This is a genomic window from Halomonas sp. H10-9-1 (assembly GCF_040147005.1).
Taxonomy (GTDB): Bacteria; Pseudomonadota; Gammaproteobacteria; order Pseudomonadales; family Halomonadaceae; genus Halomonas.
The window spans coordinates 1,744,067-1,762,272 of the sequence record NZ_JAMSHO010000001.1; the positions used below are offsets into that span (position 1 = coordinate 1,744,067).

Below are 18,206 nucleotides of genomic sequence, written 5' to 3' on the forward strand. Positions count from 1 at the left end.
CGCCTTGCCCCCTGCCGTTGGCCTACACTGAAACCGATTCCCCGGCATGGAGGCCTGCGCGATGCCCGATACGTCCTCTTCCTTCCCCTACCTCGAACACCACGGCGGGGCGCGCGGCGTCACCGGCAGTTGTCATCGCCTGCAGATCTCCGCTGACCGCGCGCTGCTGGTGGACTGCGGGCTCTTCCAGGGCCAGGACGCCGACCACGTCGATAGCTTCGAGCAGTTGAAGGTCACGTTCCCGGTCGAAGACGTGCTGGCGCTGGTGGTGACCCATGTGCATATCGACCATATCGGCCGGCTGCCCTATCTGCTGGCGGCGGGGTATGGCGGGCCGATCATCTGTTCGCTGCCATCCGCGCGGCTGCTGCCGCTGGTGATCGAGGATGCACTGAAGATCGGCTTCACCCGCGACCGGGCGCTGATCGAGCGCTTCCTGGCCGAGGTGGAGGGGCGCCTGGTGGCGCTCGATTACCGCGAGTGGCACACCCTGGTGGATGACGCGCGCCACCGGGTGCGGGTGAAGCTGCGCCGCGCGGGGCATATCCTCGGCTCCTGCTATGTGGAGGTGGATGTGCTCGATCGGCAGGGCGGCCGGGCGCAGCGCACGCTGTTCTCCGGGGACCTGGGCGCGCCCTATGCGCCGCTCTTGCCGGCGCCCAAGTCGCCCTGGGGCTGCGATACCCTGGTGCTGGAGAGCACCTACGGCGACCGGCGCCACGAGGATCGCCGCCACCGCCGGGCGCGGCTCAAGGCGGCCATCGACCGGGCGTTGGAGAATGGCGGCACGGTGGTGATCCCGGCGTTCAGCATCGGCCGCACCCAGGAGCTGCTCTACGAGATGGAGACGCTGATCCATCGTGCGGGCACACGGCGCTGGCGGGAGCTGGAGATCATCGTCGATTCGCCACTGGCGGCGCGCTTCACCGCGGTGTATCGCGAGCTCCGGCCGTGGTGGGACGCCGAGGCCCACGCCCGGTTGCGCGCCGGGCGCCATCCGCTGAGTTTCGAGAATCTTTATACCGTTAACTCGCACGAGGAGCACGAGCGTACGGTGGCCTACCTGGCAGAGAGCCACCGCCCGGCGGTGGTGATCGCGGCGAGCGGCATGGTCAGTGGCGGGCGGGTGGTCAACTACCTCAAGCGCATGCTGGGCGATCCGCGCCACTGCGTGCTGTTCACCGGCTACCAGGGCGCCGGCACCCCGGGGCGTGATATCCAGCGCCATGGCCCGCGGGGCGGCTGGGTGGAGCTCGACGGCGAGCGCATCGATATTCGCGCCCGGGTGGAGACGGTCTCGGGCTACTCGGCCCACGCCGACGGCCAGGATCTGCTCAACTTCGTGCGCCGCATGCGTCGCCCGCCGCGCCATATCCGCCTGGTGCACGGCGAACGCCACGCCCAGCAGGCGCTGCGCGATTCGCTGCTGGAATGGGCGACGGAGAAGGGCCATGCGATGACGGTGACGCTGGGGGTGGACCTTCCATGACGGCCTCCATGACGGCCGGGGCGCTGGAAGTGACAGCGACCTCATGGCGGCACCTGTCGTTTTGCGATACATTGACTACATGTATCACACGAGGGTGGCATCATGCCTATCAGCCTACGACTGGACCCGGACATCGAGGCGCGGCTGACGCACCTTGCTCAGGCGACAGGACGTTCCAAGACTTTCTATCTGCGCAAGTTGATCGAGGAGCATCTCGAGGAGATGGAGGATGCGTACCTGGCCGAGCATGCGCTGGAGCAGCTCCGGCAGGGGCGGGATCGCGTGATGAGTGCCGAGGAGTTCTGGCGTGAGTTGGAGGATTGAGTACCTGGCCTCGGCCGCGAAGGGCTTCAGGAAGATTGCCCCCCAACAGCGTCAGCGCATCCGCGCTTTTCTGGAGCAGCGCGTGGTGGCGCTTGAACATCCGCGCCAGCTGGGAAAGCCGCTGAAGGGTGAGTTGACCGAGCTCTGGCGCTATCGGGTGGGGGATTATCGCGTGATCTGTCAGATACAGGATGATCGGCTGGTGGTGCTGGTGGTCCGGGCAGCGCACCGCAAGGATATCTACGATTGAGGGCGCAGTGACGGCCCATACCGCCGGAAGCCTTCGAGATATGCCAGCCAAGCTGCGATACTCTGCCGCTGACCCCGATCATCGTTGCAGGGAGCACGCCATGGCCACCATCGAACACTCCGCGATCCTCGCGGCCCCGCCGGGGCGGGTCTTCGCGCTGCTGGAGCGAGTGGAGGACTTCGCCGACTACTCCGACCTGATCCACAGCATCGAGGCGCTGGGCGACGACCGCTACCGCTGGCACGTGCACGCCGTGGGGCGCGACTGGCACTTCGATGTGGCGATCACCGAGCGTCGTGCGCCGGAGGCGCTGGCCTGGGCATCGCTGGACGGCGTGGAGAACCAGGGGCGCTACTGCCTGCGCCCGGTGGAGGGCGGCACCGAGGTGAGCCTGACCCTGACCTACCGGCTGCGCAACAAGCTGCTGGAGAAGGCGGTGAACAAGGCCGCCACACCGCTGGTGAACCGGGTGAGCCGGCAGATACTGGAAAGGGTGGCGGAGAGGCTATAAGGCAACCCCGCCAGATCAAAAAATTTCATTAGGCGGCTAGCTACCTTGGCATGTGTGGTGGCGCTATGATCATGTCTGAGGAGGCCGTGGGCCTCCCTTGAGGATATCGACATGATCAAGGCGCTGTTCTGGTGTTTCGCCGTGCTGGCCGCCCAGTTGGGGCTGCTGCACTGGGTTGACAGGCGGGTGTTGGGGATGCAGTTCGGAGACAGGCAAGAGAGGAACGAACTGCCGGAGGAGGCGCGGCCGGAGGGCTGATGCCCTGGAGGAGGGTTACTGTCGTCTGGCGGCCTTGAGATAGACGCCGTTGCGATCCCGCTTGCCGACCGCGATGACCAGCACGATCAGTTCGCTGCCACGCACCTCGTAAACGAGCCGGAAGCCGGCGCTGCGCAACTTGATCTTGTAGCGATTGTTGCTGCCTGAGAGACGAGAAGCGGGGATAGTGGGGGACGCCAGGACCGCCCGTAGTTTTTTCTTGAACTGCTCGCGCACGCTGCCGTCGAGCTTGTGCCACTCCTTCAGCGCCTCGGCGCGAAAGCGCAGTTCATAGCTCATCCAGTGTCACCGAGATCTCTGCCTGGTCGCTGCGCTCGTCGGCGATGCGGTTGAGCTCGGCGTCTTCCAGCTTCTCGAGCAGCTCCTCGTAGACGGCGGCAGGGATGCAGTAGAAGGCGGGCTCGTTGCGGTTCAACACGGCGACCGGGAAGCCCTCTCCGGCGGCCACGGTGGCCATCGGGTTCTTCTTGAGCTCGGAGATGCTGGCAGTGGTGGTCGCCAGAATATGGTGAGGCATGGGAGGTCTCCTGTGGTGATCTCATCACCATTCTAGACCTGTTCCAAGTCTTTCAACAGGTCTTGAAGCTTCCCTTATCGATACCGATAGACCCTCAGGCTGGGCAGAAAGGGCTCATCCTCGAGCTTCTCGTCGCGGCGGCGGGCGCGGGTGCGTTTCTCCGGCGGCGAAAGCGGTGGCAGGTTGTGATCGGGCAGGCGGCCGTCGGGCGAGGGGATGAACAGCGGCAGGGCGACGTTCATGGCGCGGCGGGTGCGGCCATCCTCCAGCGGCTCGCGGTAGAAGAGGTTGGCGCGCATCAGTGGCGCCTGACGTTGCACCTGGGCCAGGGGTTCGCCGCTGGGCAGGCCGGCCAGCTTGCGTAGCTGGATGCGGATGTGCGGCGCCTCGCTGTCGAGGGCCAGCAGCTTGTGCTCGGCCTCGGCCACCGTGAGCTTCTTGATCGAGCGTCCGCTCGAGTACCAGGCCAGGCGCACCCGGGCGAGCGGTGCCTCGCTTGCCGGTATGGCCCGCCAGCACTGCTTGAGGTGCACCCGGGCCAGCCCCTCGCCGCGCAGGTGGTCGTGCAGGGCGGGGTGGCGGAAGGGCAGCACCGCCTTGGCCTCGGGGATCAGCCCCGGTACCTGGTCGCGGATCTTCGCGGTCAGGGCAGCGAACCCGGCCTTGGCGGTATTGGCCGCGGCCACCGCTTCCATCACTTCCTCGCTTGCCGCCACCAGGCCGATATGCGCGCGGGTGGCGCGGCCGTCCTGGCCATCCTGGTACCAGACATCCTGCAGCGCCCGGCGCAGCCACTCCGCGGCGCGGGCGTGCTCGACCGGCCCGGGCTCGCCGAAGATCCAGGCGGCGCCGGGGGCGCGGGCATATGCCTCGGCGACCTCGGCGGTACGCTCGATCACGGCATCGAAGGCCGCCTCCAGCTCGGCGAGCAGGCGGTACTGCGGCGGCTGGATGTGGGGCCCCGTCATGGTTATTGCTCGTCCTGGAAGGCACGCTCGGCGCGCATGATCATTTCGTCGATCTCGGTCTCGTCCATGGCTGGCTCACCGGCGATACGGTGGCTGCCGTCGGCCCAGGCGCCGAGATCGATCAGCCGGCAGCGTTCGCTGCAGAAGGGGCGGAAGGGGTTGTCCTCGCGCCATTGCACCTTCTTGCGGCATTGCGGGCAGGCGACTTGCAGGGGGCGATTGGAATCGGTCATGGGGCTCCGTGGGGAGGGTTGGTTGGTGTGGAGCCTGCAGGAGGACGCGGTTCGGCGTTCCGACTCTGCCGCGCGACAGGAGGCCGCAGGCCTTCCGGTGATGCCTTCGTGATTGGCACGACCTCTTGGGCGCCTGACGGCGCCAGTCGCGAGGCGTAGCCTCCCTCCTACAGGGAGTCGGTCAGATAGTGGGGTCATTGGCCAGTTGGTCAACATGCTTCGCCTATGACGGCTCGCCCAACTGGCGATAGCGCCGGTCGAGCTCGGCGACCTGGCGGCGCATCTCGGCTTCGCTGCCGCCATTATCCAGTACGTCGTCGGCGCGGGCCAGGCGTTCGGCGCGGGGCATCTGGGCGGCGATGATGCGCCGGGCCTGGGCGTCGTCCACCTCGTCGCGGGCGGCGGTGCGCTCTATCTGCAGCGCTTCGGGTACGTCGATGACCAGGGCGCGGTCGACCATCTCGACCTGGCCGGACTCGAACAGCAGCGGGGTGACCAGCAGCACATAGGGGGCGCCGTCGGCGGCCAGGCGCTGCAGGTGGGCGACCAGCCGCTCGCGGATGCGCGGGTGGGTGACCGACTCCAGCCAGCGCCGTTCGCCTGCGTCGGCGAAGACGATCTCGCGTAGCCTGCGGCGGTTCAGGGTGCCGTCGTCGTTGAGCACCTCGCTGCCGAAGCGCGCGGCGATCGCGGCCAGGGCGGGTTCGCCGGGCTCGACCACCTCGCGGGCGACATCGTCGGCGTCCACCCAGGGCGCGCCCAGTGCCGCGAAGGCGCGCGCCACGGTGGACTTTCCCGAGGCGATGCCGCCGGTCAGGCCGATGATCAGGGCCATGCTGGGTCTCCTTTTGCGCCTGCCATGAAGGTCTTGTGAATGAAGGCCTTGTGGCGGCCTAGTCTAGCATTCTTGATCTCGATGCTGGCGGTTGGGCCGCGCCTGCTCCATGGTGGAGGTATGAGCCATGGAGGATAGCCGAGGAGGGGATGTGGTCGAGCCGCTAACTACCGAACAGGTGTATCAGGCATGTCCGGAGGAGGCGTTCGCCTTCGAGGTCACCAGCGAACTCGAGTCGCTGGACTTGCTGGCGGGGCACGAGCGGGCGCGGGAGGCGCTGGCCTTCGGCACGGCGATCCGCGGCGACGGCTTCAATCTGTTCGTGCTCGGCCAGCCTGGGCACGGCAAGCACTCCCTGGTGGAGCGCTACCTGACCGAACGCTCGAGCGACGAGGCCGCGCCGCCGGACTGGTGCTATCTCTACAACTTCGAGGATCCCTCGGTGCCGCTCTATCTGCAGCTGCCCCCGGGGCTGGGGCGCCAGTTGCGCGGCGATATCGAGGCGCTGGTGGAGGAGCTGCGCGGGGCCATCCCGGCGGTGTTCGAGAGCGACGAGTACCAGAATCGCCTGCAGGAGATGAAGCAGGCCATGGGCGAGCGCCAGCGCGATGCCATCGAGGCGGTGCGTCGCGAGGCCCGGGAGCAGGGTGTGCTGCTGCTCTCCACGCCGAATGGCTTCAGTTTCGCCCCCGCCGACGGCGACAGCGACAAGATAATGTCGCCCCAGGAGTACGAGACGCTGCCCCAGGAGGAGCGCGAGCGGATCGAGCACACGGTGGAGATCCTGCAGCGCAAGCTGACCCAGGCCATCCGCCGCATGCCCCGGCTGGCCAAGGAGCTGCGCGAGCAGGTCCAGCAGCTCAACGAGGAGGTGCTGCAGGGCGCCATCGGCGCGCCGCTGGCGGAACTGGAGGAGCGCTATGCGGCCGAGGAGGGCGTGGTCGCCCACCTGACGACGATCCGCGAGGCGATCCTGCAGCATGCCGAGGCCTTTACCGCCGACGAGCCCGAGATCCCGCCGGAGGCGATCTTCAGTCGCTTCTACCTGAACCTGCTGGTCGACAATGCCGATACCCAGGGGGCGCCGGTGGTCTACCAGGACCTGCCGGGCCACCAGCACCTGGTGGGGCGCATCGAGCATCATGTGCACAACGGCACCCTGCTGACCGATTTCTCGCTGATCCGCGCCGGCGCCCTGCATCGCGCCAATGGTGGCTATCTGGTGCTGGATATCCGTGGCCTGCTGACCCAGCCCGGCGCCTGGGAGAGCCTCAAGCGGGTGCTGCATGCCCGCGAGATCCGCACCGAATCGCTGGAGCAGGCCTACGGGCTGATCAGCACCGTGAGCCTGGAGCCCCAGCCGATCCCACTGGACGTCAAGATCGTGCTGCTCGGCGAGCGGCTGTTCTACTACCTGCTCAGCGAGCATGACCCGGAGTTCCTGGAGCTGTTCAAGGTGCAGGTGGACCTGGAGGACGAGCTTGAACGCAACGCGGAGAGCCTGGCGCTCTATGCGCGGATGATCGCGACCCTGGCCCGGGAGGCGGCCCTGGCGCCGCTGGATCGCAGCGGGGTGGCGGCGGCCATCGAGCGCGCGAGCCGGCTGGCCGACGACCAGCGGCGGCTGACCGCGCGGCATCGCGACCTGCATGACCTGCTGATGGAGGCCGATCACTGGGCCAGCGTGGCCGGCTGCAGCGTGATCCAGCGTGAGCATGTGGAGAAGGCGGTGGCCCAGCAGTTGTGGCGGGCCGGGCGCATCCGCGAGCGCAGCCACGAGCAGATCATCCGCGGCACTCATATGATCGCCACCGAGGGGCGCGTGGTGGGGCAGGTCAATGGCCTCTCGGTGATGGCGCTGGGCGATTTTGCCTTCGGCCAGCCCACCCGCATCACCGCCACGGCGCGGCCCGGCAGCGGCCAGGTGGTGGATATCGAGCGCGAGGCGCGCCTGGGCGGACGCATCCACTCCAAGGCGGTGATGATCCTGTCGCGCTACCTGGCCGGGCGCTATGCCCGGGAGGTGCCGTTGTCGCTGTCGGCGAGCCTCGCCTTCGAGCAGTCCTATGGCGGCATCGAGGGCGACAGCGCCTCGGTGGCGGAGGTGTGCGTGCTGGTTTCGGCCATCGCCCGGGTGGAGCTCGACCAGGCCTTCGCGGTCACCGGCTCGATCAACCAGCATGGCGAGGTGCAGGCGGTGGGTGGGGTCAACGAGAAGATCGAGGGCTTCTTCGATGTCTGCCGGGCGCGGGGCGAGCTGTGCGGCCAGGCGGTGATCCTGCCCGCCACCAACGTCGAGCACCTGATGCTCAAGCGCGAGGTGCGCGAGGCGCTGGAGGCGGGCGAGTTCCGCCTCTATGCGGCGCGCCACGTGGACGAGGCGCTCGCCCTGCTCACCGGCGAGACGCTGGGTGAGGCCGATGAGGAGGGCAACTTCCCGGCGGAGAGCCTCAACGGTCGCGTCCAGGCGCGCCTGGCGGCCTTCCGGGCGGTGGTGGAGGCGGCCTCGGACAAGCAGGACGCTGAGGCCACCCAGGGTGGTGAGGAGGGCGGCGATGACGACTGAGCCGCAGGGCCCGTTGGAGCCGGCAGTGGACGCCGAGGTGCTGCGCGTGCTGGCGCTGCTGGATGACTCCCGCCAGGGGCTGGCGGCGCTCGGGGCCGCGGTGGCCCTGGCGGAGCAGGCGCGTGCCGAGCTGGTGGCGCTGTTCGTCGAGGATCTGGACCTGCTGCACTGCGCGGCCTATCCGTTTTCGTGCGAAGTGGGGGCGAGCAGCGGTGTGGCGCGGCCGCTCAGCCTGGAGGTGATGGAGTCGAGCCTGACGCATCAGGTGCGCCGGGTAGAGCGGGCGCTGCGGCAGGCTGCGGCAGGCAGGGAGCTGCGCCATCGCCTGCAGGTCAGCCGGGGCCAGGTGGTCAGCGCCGCCCTGGCCGAGGCGTTGCCCGGCGATGTGCTGGTATTGGGCAAGGCGGGGCTCTCGGCGCGCTGGGGCAGTCGCCTGGGCTCCACCAGCCGGCGGTTGCTCCTGGAGGCGCCCTGCACGGTGGTCATCTGGGACGAGCGCCATCCGCCGGAGCCGGGACCGCTGCGCTATTTTCGCGGCGAGGTGCCGGTGTTGCCCTGGGGCGAGACGCCGAAGGAGGCGGTGCGCCGCCATCCGCTGTTCCTGGGCCGCGAGGAGCTGGCGCCCATGGATGCCCCGGCCCTCGAGCGCTTCCTGGCCCGCGCCCGCCGCGGCGCCCTGGCCATCATCCGCAGCCGCCTGGTCACTCTGCTGGAACAGGACGCCGACCTGCTGGCGCGCATTCCGGTGCCCATCGTGGTGGTGCCGTGAGCTCACATCCCCCAACTGACCCGGAACGATAACCCGGTGGCCACGAAGGCCACCGAGAGCAGGGTGACCGCGGCGATATGCCAGCCCATCAGTGGCAGGGTGGCGGCGGAAAGCCGCGGAATGACCCGGAAGCGGGCGTGAGCGGCGACCAGGGCGGTGAGCAGCAGAAGCAGCAGCTTGATGCGGATCAGGTGGGCGATGGGGCCGGCGTCCATGTCGAACCATAGCGAAAGCGACGGCACCTTCTGCCAGGCCAGCCACAGCCCGGTGGCGATCTGCACCACCAGCGCCGGCATGCCGAGCCTCTCGTAGCCCTGCTCGAACCAGTGCAGCGAGGCGACGTCGCGGCCCCTCAGTACCCGCGGCAGGATGGTGAAGGCGAGCACCAGGTGGCCACCGGTCCAGATGGTGGCACCGAGCAGGTGCAGGAGCAGCAGGGTGGCGGTCATGGCGCCCTCCGTGGCGAGAATGGTTTTCGCTTATTCTATCGGGATGTCCTGGTCTGGCTATCTCTCCAAGGGGGTAGGGCCAGCAGCATGGTGTGCCTGTTGCGCATGATATGCTGGTGTACAGCGCCACCGGTTTTGCCAGGAGACGTCATGCCTACCGCTGTCCCACGGAAGTTGCCCATCGGGATACAGACCTTCGCCGATATCATCGAAGGAGGTTACTACTACGTTGATAAGACGCCGCAAATCCACCGCCTGGTGGAGGAGGGGAAGTACTATTTCCTTTCTCGCCCACGTCGTTTCGGCAAGAGCCTGCTACTGGATACCCTGGCGTGTCTGTTCGAAGGGCGTGAAGCATTGTTCCGTGGCCTGTATATCCACGATAAGTGGGAGTGGCAGCGGCGACATCCAGTGATTCGCCTCAGCTTCGGTGACGGCGTACTACGAACCCGAGAGGAACTTGACCTGCGCATCGGCGAGTTGCTGCGGGCCGAAGCCGAACGGCTGGGCGTCACCTTGCAGAACACCTCCATCGCCGGGCGATTCAGAGAGTTGATCGAGGAGGTGCACGAATGGCATGGCGAGCGGGCAGTGGTGCTGATCGACGAGTATGATAAGCCGATCCTCGACAATCTGTTGGCGCCGGAGCGCGCCCGGGCGCTACGCGAGGGGCTGAAGAACCTCTATAGCGTGCTCAAGGATGCTGATCCCCACCTGGCATTCGTGCTGCTCACCGGGGTGTCCAAATTCAGCAAGGTAAGCCTCTTCTCGGGGCTCAATAATCTCAACGACATCACCCTGGATGCCCCCTACGCGACACTGTGCGGCTATACCGATGAGGATATTGAGGGGGTATTCGCCGCGGAGCTACCCGGGCTCGACCGCGAGGCCATCCGCCAGTGGTACAACGGCTACCGTTGGGGGGGCCAGGAAGTGACACCGGTCTACAACCCCTTCGACGTGCTGTTGCTGTTCCAGAAGCGTCAGTTCGGGCCCTACTGGTTCGAGAGCGCCACTCCCACCTTTCTGGTCGAGCTGCTCAGGGAGCGCGGTGTCTTCACCCCGCGGCTTGAACAGTGGGAGGCCGAGGCGGCATTACTGGGGCGTTTCGATGTGGATGACATTGCCACCGAAGCGTTGCTGTTTCAGGCAGGCTACCTGACGGTGAAGGCGGTCGAGGAGCCGCTGCTGGGGTATCGGCTGTATACGCTGGGCTTTCCCAACCAGGAGGTCGAGACCAGCCTGAGCCAGGCGCTGCTGCCGGTGCTGGGCGTGGAGGAGTCGCCGCGTCACCGCAAGAGCCTGTTCACGCATCTGCGCGACCATGACCTGGCGGGTCTCGAAGCGCATCTCAAGGCGCTCTATGCCGGTCTGCCTCATGACTGGTATCGCAACAACTCCATCGCCAGGTACGAAGGGCACTATGCCAGCGTCTTCTACAGCCACTTTGCTGCCCTGGGTGTTCAGGTCATGGTGGAGGATGCCAGCCATCATGGCCGTGTCGACATGGCCGTTGAGGCCTTCGGGCATTGCTATTTGTTCGAGTTCAAGGTGGTGGAGCAGCTGCCCGAGGGGCGAGCCCTGCAACAGCTCAAGGCTCGAGGCTACGCGGACAAGTACCGCGGGAGTGGGCAGCCCATCCACCTCATCGGCGTTGAGTTCTCCCGCGAGGAGCGCCAGATTGTGGCTTTCGAGGTGGAGAGCTTGTAGCCGCCGCTATGGCACAATACTTCTTTTGTTGTTCGACAAGGATCGCCAATGGCGTATGTGCTGGTGATGGGCGGACTCGCCCTCTCGGTAAGCTTCACCCTGGGCTGGGCACTATGGCGCCTGGGCCGTGCCGCCCTGGGCTGGCTTGGTGGCGGCCCCGCCACGGGCAAGTCGAAGGTCAAGCCACGCGCCCGCAAGCCCGCGGCCAGGAAGCCGGCCGCCAGCAAGGCGGCGACCCCGCGCAAGACGACCGCCCGGCAGCCGGCCAAGGCGCCCCGCGAGCCCTGGGGCCTTACCCACTGGCTGGCGGCGCGCCACTCCCTGCTGCCCCTGGCGAGCCTGGCAGTGATGCTCTATGCCCTTGGGCGTATCGTGGTGTTCGGTCTCCAGCACCGTCCGGTGGAAGCCCCGGCATCATTCGCCCAGGTCGTCGAGGTGGTGGGCTGGACGGCGGCGGTACTGCTGGGCCTGGCGCTGGTATCCCTGCTGGCCCGCTGGCGTTGCCGCGCTTAACTCCCCCTTGGGGTCAGACCCCTCAATTCACTTAGGGGTCTGACCCCAAGGGCAATCCCAAGGGCAACGGAGGAATTCATGCTAGCCAGTATTCAGCGTTTCTTTCAGGAGATGCTCGCGGAGGACGCTGGGGGTGGGCGTGAGGCGCCCAGCCTGGAGCTTGCCGCGGCGGCGCTGCTGTGTGAGGTGATGCGTGCCGACTACGAGGTGAGGCCGGAGGAGCTGGCGACCCTGCGCGGGCTGCTGCGCGACCATCTGGCGGTGAGCGCTGACGCCCTCGATGAGCTGATGACGCTGGCCCAGGAGGAGGTCGACAGCGCCGTGGACCACTACCAGTTCGTCTCCCTGGTCAAGCAGCACTACGCCTACGACCGGCGCTGCGAGCTGGTGCGAATGATGTGGAGCCTGGCGCTGGCCGATGGTGAGCAGCACCCCCTGGAGGAGCACCGCATCCGCCAGCTGGCCGACCTGCTGCACGTCAGCCATGGCGACTTCATTCGTGCCAAGCTGCAGGTTCAGGAGGCGAACGGCGCCGCGGGCGGCGAGTGAGGTGGCGTGACGGGGTGGCCCTTCCTGCCACTCCTCCCTGTTATGTTTTATTTAACACCATAGTAGGCCATGCTGGTATTGGAGTCGATGGACTGAGCTTTTTGTTATTCCCGGATTATCCATCTATAAACAGGTCGAAATACGGGAATAAAATATGCCTGAATGGGGTTCTTTGGCCTCCTTGCCTGCGGGTGCGGCGCTATGATGCGTCAGGTGTTCAGCTGCCGTGTCGCCGCTCGACCGGGAAGCGCTGGAGCGTCTATCGTTGAGACAGGTCTCGCCACATGGTGAGGCCTGCGTCCTTTTCCAGGAGGTGTTGGTGATGTCTCGTGAAATCGTGGTATTGGGTGCCGGCATGGTCGGCGTATCGGTGGCCTGGCATCTGGTGCGCCAGGGCCATTCGGTGACGCTGGTGGATCGCCGCGAACCCGGCCGCGAGACCTCGTTCGGCAATGCCGGCATCATCCAGCGCGAGGCGGTGCGCCCTTATGCCTTCCCGCGCGACCTCGGCACCCTGCTGCGGGTGCTGCCCAACCGCGAAGTGGATATTCGCTATCGCCCCGCGGGCATGGTCGGCGCGGCAAGCCCGCTGCTGCAGTACTGGATGAACTCCGGCAAGTCCCGCTACGCCAAGATCGTGCCGGCGTATGCCTCGCTGATCATGCGCTGCCTGGAGACCCATGCGCCCATGGTCGAGGCCGCCGGGGCCGATCATCTGGTGCGTCGCGATGGCTGGCTGGAGCTCTATCACACCCAGAAGGCCCTCGATGAGTGTGTTGCCGAGGCACGCGAGAACCACGAGCGCTTCGGGGTCGAGTTCGAGGTGCTGGATGCCGCGGGCCTGTATGCCAAGGAGCCGCACCTGAAGCCGGGGCTGGTGGGTGCCATCCATTGGACTCAGCCGTGGACGGTGGCGGACCCCGGTGCCCTGGTGCAGGCCTATGCCGAGAACTTCCAGCAGCAGGGCGGGCGCTTCCTGAAGGCCGAGGTCAAGGGTGTCGAGAAGGTCGGCAGCGGCTGGGAGGTGAGCACCGGGGGCGAGACGCTGAAGGCCGAGCAGTTGGTGGTGGCCATGGGTCCCTGGAGCGACAAGCTGATCGCGCGCCTGGGTATCTCGGTGCCGCTGTTCGTCAAGCGCGGTTATCACATGCACTACGCCAGCGCCGACGAGAATGCCCACCTCAACCACTGGATCATGGACGCCGAAACCGGCTTCTTGCTCGAGCCGATGCGTGCGGGCATTCGCCTGACCACCGGGGCAGAGCTGGCCGACCTGGATGCGCCGCCGAAGTTCAAGCAGCTCAAGGCGGCGGAGCAGGCCGCCGGGAAGATCTATCCGTTGGGTGAGCGCCTCGACCCGGAGCCCTGGAAGGGTGCGCGCCCCTGCCTGCCGGACATGAAGCCGATCATCGGCCCGGCGCCCGGGCAGGAGGGGATGTGGCTGGCCTTCGGCCATGGTCACCAGGGCTTCACCCTGGGGCCGGTGACCGGGCTGCTGCTGAGCCAGATGATGGCCGGGGAGACCCCCGAGGTGGATATGGCACCATTTAGCGCCACCCGGTTCTGAGGCGCGTCCTGGCGGAGGGGCTGGCCGTAGAAGCGCCGCTACGCCAGGTCGAATCCCGGGCGATGAAGGCGGGGTATGCTATGCCTTGCGATGCTGCTTGACCTTGTGGGTACCCAGCTTGACCAGCATGGTGACGATGAACACCAGCCATCCGGCGGTGGCCACCACGTTGAAGAGCAGCATTTTCTGAACGCCGTTCAAGGGCGTGAAGATCAGCTCGAAGGTGATCCCGAACAGGAAGGCGAGGAATAGCGGCAGCGCCAGGATGTGCATCCACATCTCGGTGCGCCGCTTCCTGACGTGATAGCGGCGCAGCAGGACCCGCGTCGGGCGGTGCACGAAGGTGACCAGCACGACGGTGCCGAGCAGCAGTAGGGCGGCCAGCATGGGCTCCAGGTTGCCCAGGTGGGCCGACAGGCTGATCGACCAGTAGACGACCAGCCACATCAGGCCGGCCAGGGTGGCGGCCAGATCGGCATAGTAGCGAACCTTGGGCATCGTCTCCCCCTCATGAAAGCTGGCCGCGTGAAGAGTGGCGGAATGATACGGGATTTTCCTGCCCCCTGGCGAATTCGCGCTAACGCATGCAACGCAGCCCGCCGCCCAACCCAGGACCAGCGCTGGATCGGCGGCGCAGGGTGGCGCCGAGGTGGCGATCGGCGAGCTGGCGATCGGCTACTGGCAAGGCGCCAGGCGCTGCCCGGGGCGGTGCCTTCCGTTATACTGGCGCCCTGACGCAACCCGCCACCACAGGATCCGCCGTGACTACCCTGACCCTGACTCGCCCCGACGACTGGCATCTTCACCTGCGCGACGACCAGGCGCTGGCCGCCGTGGTCGAGGCTTCCGCCCGCCAGATGGGCCGCGCCATCATCATGCCCAACCTGACGCCGCCGGTGACCACCACCGAGCAGGCGCTGGCCTATCGTGAGCGGATCCTGGCGGCGCTGCCCGCGGGCAGCCGCTTCGAGCCGCTGATGACGCTCTATCTCACCGACAACACGCCCGCCGAGGAGATCGAGCGTGCCCACGCCAGTGGCCTGGTGCAGGCGGTGAAGCTCTATCCCGCCGGCGCGACCACCAACTCCGCCTCCGGGGTCACCGATATCACCCTGTGTGATGCGGCGATTGGCGCGATGGCGCGCCTGGGTGTCCCGCTGTTGATGCATGGCGAGGTGACCGACGCCGAGATCGATATCTTCGATCGCGAGGCGGTGTTTATCGACAAGGTGCTGAAGCCGCTGCTGGAGCGCCATCCGAGCCTCAAGGTGGTGTTCGAGCATATCACCACCGCGGATGCCGCCGAGTTCGTGGCCGCGGCGCCGGCCAATGTGGGGGCCACCATCACCGCCCACCACCTGCTGTTCAACCGCAACCATATGCTGGTCGGCGGCATCCGCCCGCACTACTACTGCCTGCCGATCCTCAAGCGCGAGCGGCATCGCCAGGCGTTGCTGGCGGCGGCCACCTCGGGCAGCCCGAAGTTCTTCCTGGGTACCGACAGTGCGCCCCATGCCCAGGGCGACAAGGAGAACGCCTGCGGCTGCGCCGGCGCCTATACCGCACCGGCGGCGATCGAATACTACGCCACGGCCTTCGAGCAGGCGGGTGCCATCGAGCGTCTCGAGGGCTTCGCCAGCCATCATGGCCCGGACTTCTACGGCCTGCCGCGCAACGCCGATACCATCACCCTGGTGCGCGAGCCCTGGCGGCTGCCCGAGTCGCTGCCCTACGCCGATGGCGCCCGCATCGTGCCGCTGATGGCCGGTGAGACGCTGGAGTGGAGGCGGGTCGACGAATAACCGCCTACTAAGCCTTCACCGGGATGGTGTGGTCGCCGCCTGGCTGTCGGCTTTCGTCATAGCAGTGCATCATATATGTTGCTATTGTTAGGAAAAGGCAGCGTATATGGTGTATTTCCATGAGCCTCCATGATGACCTAGAGCATCGCCGGCGTGACCTAGGGTTGACTCAGGCACAACTCGCCGAGCGAATCGGCGTAACGCGCCAGCAATACCAACGCCTGGAGCGTGGCGGTAATCCGCGCCTGGATACCCTTCGGCTGGTGGCCGACGGCCTCAATGCGCGCCTGGTGCTGATTCCTCTGGAGAAGTGGTACGCCGTCAAGGCACTACTCGATGGAGAGAAAGAAGGCGGCACCCCTCTCGATGAGGATCCTTGGCAGGGTTTGCTTGGCAAGGAGGAGTAAGGGTGGATGGCGAAAGTGTCGAAATGCTGTCCCTCTGGATTCACGGCTATCGCATTGGCTGGCTGGCCGGTTATCGCGGTGGGCGGAATGTACTGGTATTTGATGATGAATGGCGTCTCGACGAGGGGCGCCCCAGCTTGACGCTATCGCTGATGCCCTCGGCGCCCCATGGTCGACGCTTGATGCAGGAGCCCTGGATGCGGCGGCAGCGGCTTCATCCCTGGCTATCCAACCTGCTTCCTGAGGGAGCGCTGCGTCACTGGCTGGCCGCCGAGCTCAAGGTACATCCTGACAGTGAGTTTCCTCTGCTGGCTGCACTGGGTCATGATCTACCGGGTGCTCTGGAAGTTGCTTCCGTGGCACCCGATGAGATGCCGGCCTGGGTGCTGGCTCAGCGGTTGAGTGTGGTGCCTCAGCCGCGGAGGGTGACCGTGGGGCGCGGGTTCTCGCTGGCCGGTGTACAGATGAAGTTTTCCATGCGCGAGCAGGATGGGCGCTTCTTCGGCGCCGATGAGGCACTGCCTGGTGACTGGATCCTCAAGCCGCCATCACCACATCACCCCTGGCTCGTTCAGAACGAATACTCCGCCATGCGTCTGGCGCAGGCGGCTGGCATCACGATTCCGGACATTCGCCTGGTCCCGCTCGAGTCTCTGCACGGCATGCCCCGCATCAATTTGCCAGATGAGCCGCTGGCCTACGCGATCAAGCGATTCGACCGCGAAGGTCGTGAGCGGGTACATGCCGAGGATTTTGCGCAGGTGTTTTTTCGATATCCCCACGAGAAGTATGACGGATCTAACTACGAGCAGATCGGGCGGCTGCTGCGCGAGTTCTCGGCTGATGGGTTGAGCTGCGTGCTGGAGATGGCGCGCCGGCTGCTGGTCAACGTGCTATTGGCCAATGGCGATGCTCACTTGAAGAATTGGAGCCTCTGGTATCCGGATCGTTTTACGCCCCGGCTGTCGCCCGCTTATGACATCGTGATGACCAGGGCCTATCTGCCCGATGAGCATGGAGCCGCCTTGAACCTGAACGGCAAGAAGCGCTGGGACCTGCTGGGGAGAGAGGATTTTCGGCACTGGGCCGACAGGGTGGGTGTAAGCTGGTCGCTCGTCTCGAATGTCATCGATGAGACCATGGCGACGGTCCGAAGCAGGTGGCCCGTTCTATTGGCGACGCTGCCCATGGCAGAAGAGCACCAGTGCCTCCTGAGAGAGCACTGGCGTCGTCTATCGCCGGAGTGGCGGGTCGAACCGCAGCGCTAGGCGCTTGCGGCCATTGCGGCACCGCGCTGCTGGTCGCCCAGGCGCGCCACCATCGCCTCGATCATCTTCGAGGAGTGCAGGGCGGCCTTCTCCAGGAACTGCTCGAAGGAGAGGTGGTTGTCACCGCTGCCGGCGATGTCGGAGAGGGCGCGGATCACCACGAAGGGGCAGGCGTAGAGGTGGCAGGTCTGGGCGATGGCCGCGGCCTCCATCTCGGCGGCGAGCATGCCGGGGAAGCGTTGGCGGGTCTGGGCCACCAGGTTGGGGCAGGCCATGAAGACATCGCCGGTGGCGATCAGCCCCTCGACCACGTTGACCTCGCCCAGTGCCTCGACACACTCCCGGGCCAGCTGGACCAGGCCCTCGTCGGGCAGGTAGGCCGCCGGCATGTCGGGCACCTGGCCGTGCTCGTAGCCGAACACCACGGCGTCGACATCGTGGTGGCGCACCTCGCTGGAGACGACGATATCGCCGATCTCAAGCCCTTCGCCGAAGCCACCGGCGGAGCCAGTGTTGATGATCGCCTCGGGCCGGTACATGTCGAGCAGCAGGGTGGTGCCGACGGCGGCATTCACCTTGCCGATGCCCGATTGCAGGATCACCACCTCGACGCCATGCAGCAGGCCGCTATGGAAGGTGTTGCCGACATGGGTGTGGGTCTCGCGCTTCTCGAGCAGGGAGGCGAGGCGCGCCACCTCCTGGCTCATGGCGCCGATGATGCCGATGCGCTTCATCATGCGAACACCTGGTTCCATTCGTCGCGCTTGGCCAGGAAGCCGCGCGCGATCTGCTTGGCGCCCTCCAGGCTGTGGCTGGCGGCCCAGCCGCACTGCACCTCGTTGCAGGCCGGCACTTCGCTGGCTGCGAGCACATCCTCGAGGGTCTTCTCGAGCAGCTCGAGCACGCCGTCGTAGTCGTCGTGGTTGATCATCGCCACGTAGAAACCGGTCTGGCAGCCCATGGGGCTGATATCGACCACCTTGTCGGAGTGGTTGCGTGACAGCTCGGCCATCAGGTGCTCCAGGGAGTGCAGGCCGGGCATCTCCATATGATCCTGGTTGGGCTGGCAGATACGCATGTCGTACTTGTGGATGGTGTCGCCACGCTCGCCGGTCTTGATGTCGGCCAGGCGCACATAGGGGGCCTTCACCTTGGTGTGGTCCAGGTTGAAGCTCTCGACGTTCATCTTGTCGCTCATGG

23 protein-coding genes are annotated in these 18,206 nt (G+C 66.3%); 14 read left to right on the forward strand and 9 right to left on the reverse strand.

The window, feature by feature from the left end; genetic code table 11:
- Positions 1-61 precede the first annotated feature (61 nt).
- From NFH66_RS07995 to NFH66_RS08015, 5 genes are all read left to right on the forward strand, one after another.
- A complete protein-coding gene (locus tag NFH66_RS07995; RefSeq protein ID WP_349609681.1) occupies positions 62-1,489 on the forward strand; it encodes an MBL fold metallo-hydrolase RNA specificity domain-containing protein in 1,428 nt (475 codons plus the stop codon).
- 102 nt (positions 1,490-1,591) lie between these two features.
- Positions 1,592-1,813: a type II toxin-antitoxin system RelB family antitoxin gene (gene relB / locus NFH66_RS08000; protein ID WP_023005194.1), complete on the forward strand. Its 222-nt coding sequence runs from the start codon at positions 1,592-1,594 to the stop codon at positions 1,811-1,813.
- Positions 1,797-2,063 (forward strand): type II toxin-antitoxin system RelE family toxin, encoded by a 267-nt coding sequence (locus NFH66_RS08005; RefSeq protein WP_349609684.1) that lies wholly within the window; start codon positions 1,797-1,799, stop codon positions 2,061-2,063. Before relB ends, NFH66_RS08005 begins: the two co-directional genes overlap by 17 nt.
- Positions 2,064-2,163: 100 nt before the next feature.
- Positions 2,164-2,574 carry an SRPBCC family protein gene (locus tag NFH66_RS08010; protein ID WP_349609685.1) on the forward strand — a complete coding sequence of 137 codons (411 nt, stop codon included), beginning with the start codon at positions 2,164-2,166 and terminating at the stop codon, positions 2,572-2,574.
- Positions 2,575-2,685: 111 nt separating this feature from the next.
- Positions 2,686-2,832: a hypothetical protein gene (locus NFH66_RS08015; protein ID WP_349609687.1), complete on the forward strand. Its 147-nt coding sequence runs from the start codon at positions 2,686-2,688 to the stop codon at positions 2,830-2,832.
- 15 nt (positions 2,833-2,847) lie between these two features.
- On the opposite strand, the gene NFH66_RS08020 is transcribed toward NFH66_RS08015, so the two are convergent.
- The 5 genes from NFH66_RS08020 to coaE all read right to left on the reverse strand — a co-directional run bounded on the left by NFH66_RS08020 (position 2,848) and on the right by coaE (position 5,400).
- Entirely contained in the window at positions 2,848-3,132 is a 285-nt protein-coding gene (locus NFH66_RS08020; protein ID WP_349609689.1) for a type II toxin-antitoxin system RelE family toxin, read from the reverse strand.
- The gene (locus tag NFH66_RS08025) at positions 3,122-3,370 is read right to left on the reverse strand and encodes a type II toxin-antitoxin system Phd/YefM family antitoxin (RefSeq protein WP_023005199.1); all 249 of its coding nucleotides are present in this window, start codon (positions 3,368-3,370) and stop codon (positions 3,122-3,124) included. The genes NFH66_RS08020 and NFH66_RS08025 overlap by 11 nt, the downstream gene beginning before the upstream one ends.
- Before the next feature lie 74 nt (positions 3,371-3,444).
- Complete coding sequence (locus tag NFH66_RS08030) at positions 3,445-4,338, reverse strand: DNA replication terminus site-binding protein (protein WP_349609692.1); 894 nt, start codon at positions 4,336-4,338, stop codon at positions 3,445-3,447.
- Between the two features lie 2 nt (positions 4,339-4,340).
- Positions 4,341-4,571 carry a DNA gyrase inhibitor YacG gene (gene yacG, locus NFH66_RS08035; RefSeq protein WP_349609694.1) on the reverse strand — a complete coding sequence of 77 codons (231 nt, stop codon included), beginning with the start codon at positions 4,569-4,571 and terminating at the stop codon, positions 4,341-4,343.
- A gap of 223 nt (positions 4,572-4,794) precedes the next feature.
- Positions 4,795-5,400, reverse strand: a complete 606-nt coding sequence (coaE, locus tag NFH66_RS08040; RefSeq protein ID WP_349611687.1) for a dephospho-CoA kinase — start codon at positions 5,398-5,400, stop codon at positions 4,795-4,797.
- Positions 5,401-5,533: 133 nt separating this feature from the next.
- Between coaE and NFH66_RS08045 the strand changes: the two genes are divergently transcribed.
- Both NFH66_RS08045 and NFH66_RS08050 read left to right on the forward strand, forming a co-directional pair.
- Positions 5,534-7,972 (forward strand): Lon protease family protein, encoded by a 2,439-nt coding sequence (locus NFH66_RS08045; RefSeq protein ID WP_349609696.1) that lies wholly within the window; start codon positions 5,534-5,536, stop codon positions 7,970-7,972.
- Complete coding sequence (locus NFH66_RS08050) at positions 7,962-8,741, forward strand: universal stress protein (protein WP_349609698.1); 780 nt, start codon at positions 7,962-7,964, stop codon at positions 8,739-8,741. The genes NFH66_RS08045 and NFH66_RS08050 overlap by 11 nt, the downstream gene beginning before the upstream one ends.
- A 2-nt stretch (positions 8,742-8,743) precedes the next feature.
- Here the strand turns inward: NFH66_RS08050 and NFH66_RS08055 are convergent, their stop codons facing one another.
- On the reverse strand, positions 8,744-9,190 hold the full coding sequence (locus NFH66_RS08055; RefSeq protein WP_349609700.1) for a CopD family protein: 447 nt from the start codon (positions 9,188-9,190) through the stop codon (positions 8,744-8,746).
- A gap of 150 nt (positions 9,191-9,340) precedes the next feature.
- On the opposite strand from NFH66_RS08055, the gene NFH66_RS08060 reads away from it, so the two are divergent.
- The 4 genes from NFH66_RS08060 (at position 9,341) to NFH66_RS08075 (ending at position 13,529) form a co-directional block, all read left to right on the forward strand.
- On the forward strand, positions 9,341-10,900 hold the full coding sequence (locus NFH66_RS08060) for a PD-(D/E)XK nuclease domain-containing ATP-binding protein (protein WP_349609702.1): 1,560 nt from the start codon (positions 9,341-9,343) through the stop codon (positions 10,898-10,900).
- Between the two features lie 48 nt (positions 10,901-10,948).
- A complete protein-coding gene (locus NFH66_RS08065; RefSeq protein WP_349609704.1) occupies positions 10,949-11,413 on the forward strand; it encodes a hypothetical protein in 465 nt (154 codons plus the stop codon).
- 78 nt (positions 11,414-11,491) lie between these two features.
- Positions 11,492-11,962, forward strand: coding sequence for a tellurite resistance TerB family protein (locus NFH66_RS08070; protein ID WP_349609706.1), 471 nt, complete (start codon positions 11,492-11,494; stop codon positions 11,960-11,962).
- A 322-nt stretch (positions 11,963-12,284) separates the two neighbouring features.
- Complete coding sequence (locus NFH66_RS08075; protein ID WP_349609708.1) at positions 12,285-13,529, forward strand: NAD(P)/FAD-dependent oxidoreductase; 1,245 nt, start codon at positions 12,285-12,287, stop codon at positions 13,527-13,529.
- 78 nt (positions 13,530-13,607) lie between these two features.
- On the opposite strand, the gene NFH66_RS08080 is transcribed toward NFH66_RS08075, so the two are convergent.
- Positions 13,608-14,027: a hypothetical protein gene (locus NFH66_RS08080; protein ID WP_349609710.1), complete on the reverse strand. Its 420-nt coding sequence runs from the start codon at positions 14,025-14,027 to the stop codon at positions 13,608-13,610.
- Positions 14,028-14,290: 263 nt separating this feature from the next.
- Here NFH66_RS08080 and pyrC point away from each other — a divergent pair, with 263 nt between their 5' ends.
- The 3 genes from pyrC to NFH66_RS08095 all read left to right on the forward strand — a co-directional run bounded on the left by pyrC (position 14,291) and on the right by NFH66_RS08095 (position 17,006).
- Positions 14,291-15,331, forward strand: coding sequence for a dihydroorotase (gene pyrC, locus NFH66_RS08085; protein WP_349609712.1), 1,041 nt, complete (start codon positions 14,291-14,293; stop codon positions 15,329-15,331).
- A gap of 119 nt (positions 15,332-15,450) precedes the next feature.
- Entirely contained in the window at positions 15,451-15,738 is a 288-nt protein-coding gene (locus NFH66_RS08090; protein ID WP_349609714.1) for a helix-turn-helix transcriptional regulator, read from the forward strand.
- Positions 15,739-15,740: 2 nt separating this feature from the next.
- A complete protein-coding gene (locus NFH66_RS08095) occupies positions 15,741-17,006 on the forward strand; it encodes a type II toxin-antitoxin system HipA family toxin (RefSeq protein WP_349609716.1) in 1,266 nt (421 codons plus the stop codon).
- Here the strand turns inward: NFH66_RS08095 and mtnN are convergent.
- Positions 17,003-17,740 carry a 5'-methylthioadenosine/S-adenosylhomocysteine nucleosidase gene (mtnN, locus tag NFH66_RS08100; protein WP_349611688.1) on the reverse strand — a complete coding sequence of 246 codons (738 nt, stop codon included), beginning with the start codon at positions 17,738-17,740 and terminating at the stop codon, positions 17,003-17,005. The genes NFH66_RS08095 and mtnN overlap by 4 nt on opposite strands.
- Positions 17,740-18,204, reverse strand: a complete 465-nt coding sequence (locus tag NFH66_RS08105; protein WP_349609718.1) for an S-ribosylhomocysteine lyase — start codon at positions 18,202-18,204, stop codon at positions 17,740-17,742. Before NFH66_RS08105 ends, mtnN begins: the two co-directional genes overlap by 1 nt.
- Positions 18,205-18,206 lie beyond the last annotated feature (2 nt).

Coding starts and splice junctions, on each gene's coding strand:
- NFH66_RS07995 (WP_349609681.1), top strand. CDS start 62: ATGCCCGATACGTCCTCTTCCTTCCCCTACCTCGAACACCACGGCGGG.
- relB (WP_023005194.1), top strand. CDS start 1,592: ATGCCTATCAGCCTACGACTGGACCCGGACATCGAGGCGCGGCTGACG.
- NFH66_RS08010 (WP_349609685.1), top strand. CDS start 2,164: ATGGCCACCATCGAACACTCCGCGATCCTCGCGGCCCCGCCGGGGCGG.
- NFH66_RS08015 (WP_349609687.1), top strand. CDS start 2,686: ATGATCAAGGCGCTGTTCTGGTGTTTCGCCGTGCTGGCCGCCCAGTTG.
- NFH66_RS08020 (WP_349609689.1), bottom strand. CDS start 3,132: ATGAGCTATGAACTGCGCTTTCGCGCCGAGGCGCTGAAGGAGTGGCAC.
- NFH66_RS08025 (WP_023005199.1), bottom strand. CDS start 3,370: ATGCCTCACCATATTCTGGCGACCACCACTGCCAGCATCTCCGAGCTC.
- NFH66_RS08030 (WP_349609692.1), bottom strand. CDS start 4,338: ATGACGGGGCCCCACATCCAGCCGCCGCAGTACCGCCTGCTCGCCGAG.
- yacG (WP_349609694.1), bottom strand. CDS start 4,571: ATGACCGATTCCAATCGCCCCCTGCAAGTCGCCTGCCCGCAATGCCGC.
- NFH66_RS08045 (WP_349609696.1), top strand. CDS start 5,534: ATGGAGGATAGCCGAGGAGGGGATGTGGTCGAGCCGCTAACTACCGAA.
- NFH66_RS08050 (WP_349609698.1), top strand. CDS start 7,962: ATGACGACTGAGCCGCAGGGCCCGTTGGAGCCGGCAGTGGACGCCGAG.
- NFH66_RS08055 (WP_349609700.1), bottom strand. CDS start 9,190: ATGACCGCCACCCTGCTGCTCCTGCACCTGCTCGGTGCCACCATCTGG.
- NFH66_RS08060 (WP_349609702.1), top strand. CDS start 9,341: ATGCCTACCGCTGTCCCACGGAAGTTGCCCATCGGGATACAGACCTTC.
- NFH66_RS08065 (WP_349609704.1), top strand. CDS start 10,949: ATGGCGTATGTGCTGGTGATGGGCGGACTCGCCCTCTCGGTAAGCTTC.
- NFH66_RS08070 (WP_349609706.1), top strand. CDS start 11,492: ATGCTAGCCAGTATTCAGCGTTTCTTTCAGGAGATGCTCGCGGAGGAC.
- NFH66_RS08075 (WP_349609708.1), top strand. CDS start 12,285: ATGTCTCGTGAAATCGTGGTATTGGGTGCCGGCATGGTCGGCGTATCG.
- NFH66_RS08080 (WP_349609710.1), bottom strand. CDS start 14,027: ATGCCCAAGGTTCGCTACTATGCCGATCTGGCCGCCACCCTGGCCGGC.
- NFH66_RS08090 (WP_349609714.1), top strand. CDS start 15,451: ATGAGCCTCCATGATGACCTAGAGCATCGCCGGCGTGACCTAGGGTTG.
- mtnN (WP_349611688.1), bottom strand. CDS start 17,740: ATGAAGCGCATCGGCATCATCGGCGCCATGAGCCAGGAGGTGGCGCGC.
- NFH66_RS08105 (WP_349609718.1), bottom strand. CDS start 18,204: ATGAGCGACAAGATGAACGTCGAGAGCTTCAACCTGGACCACACCAAG.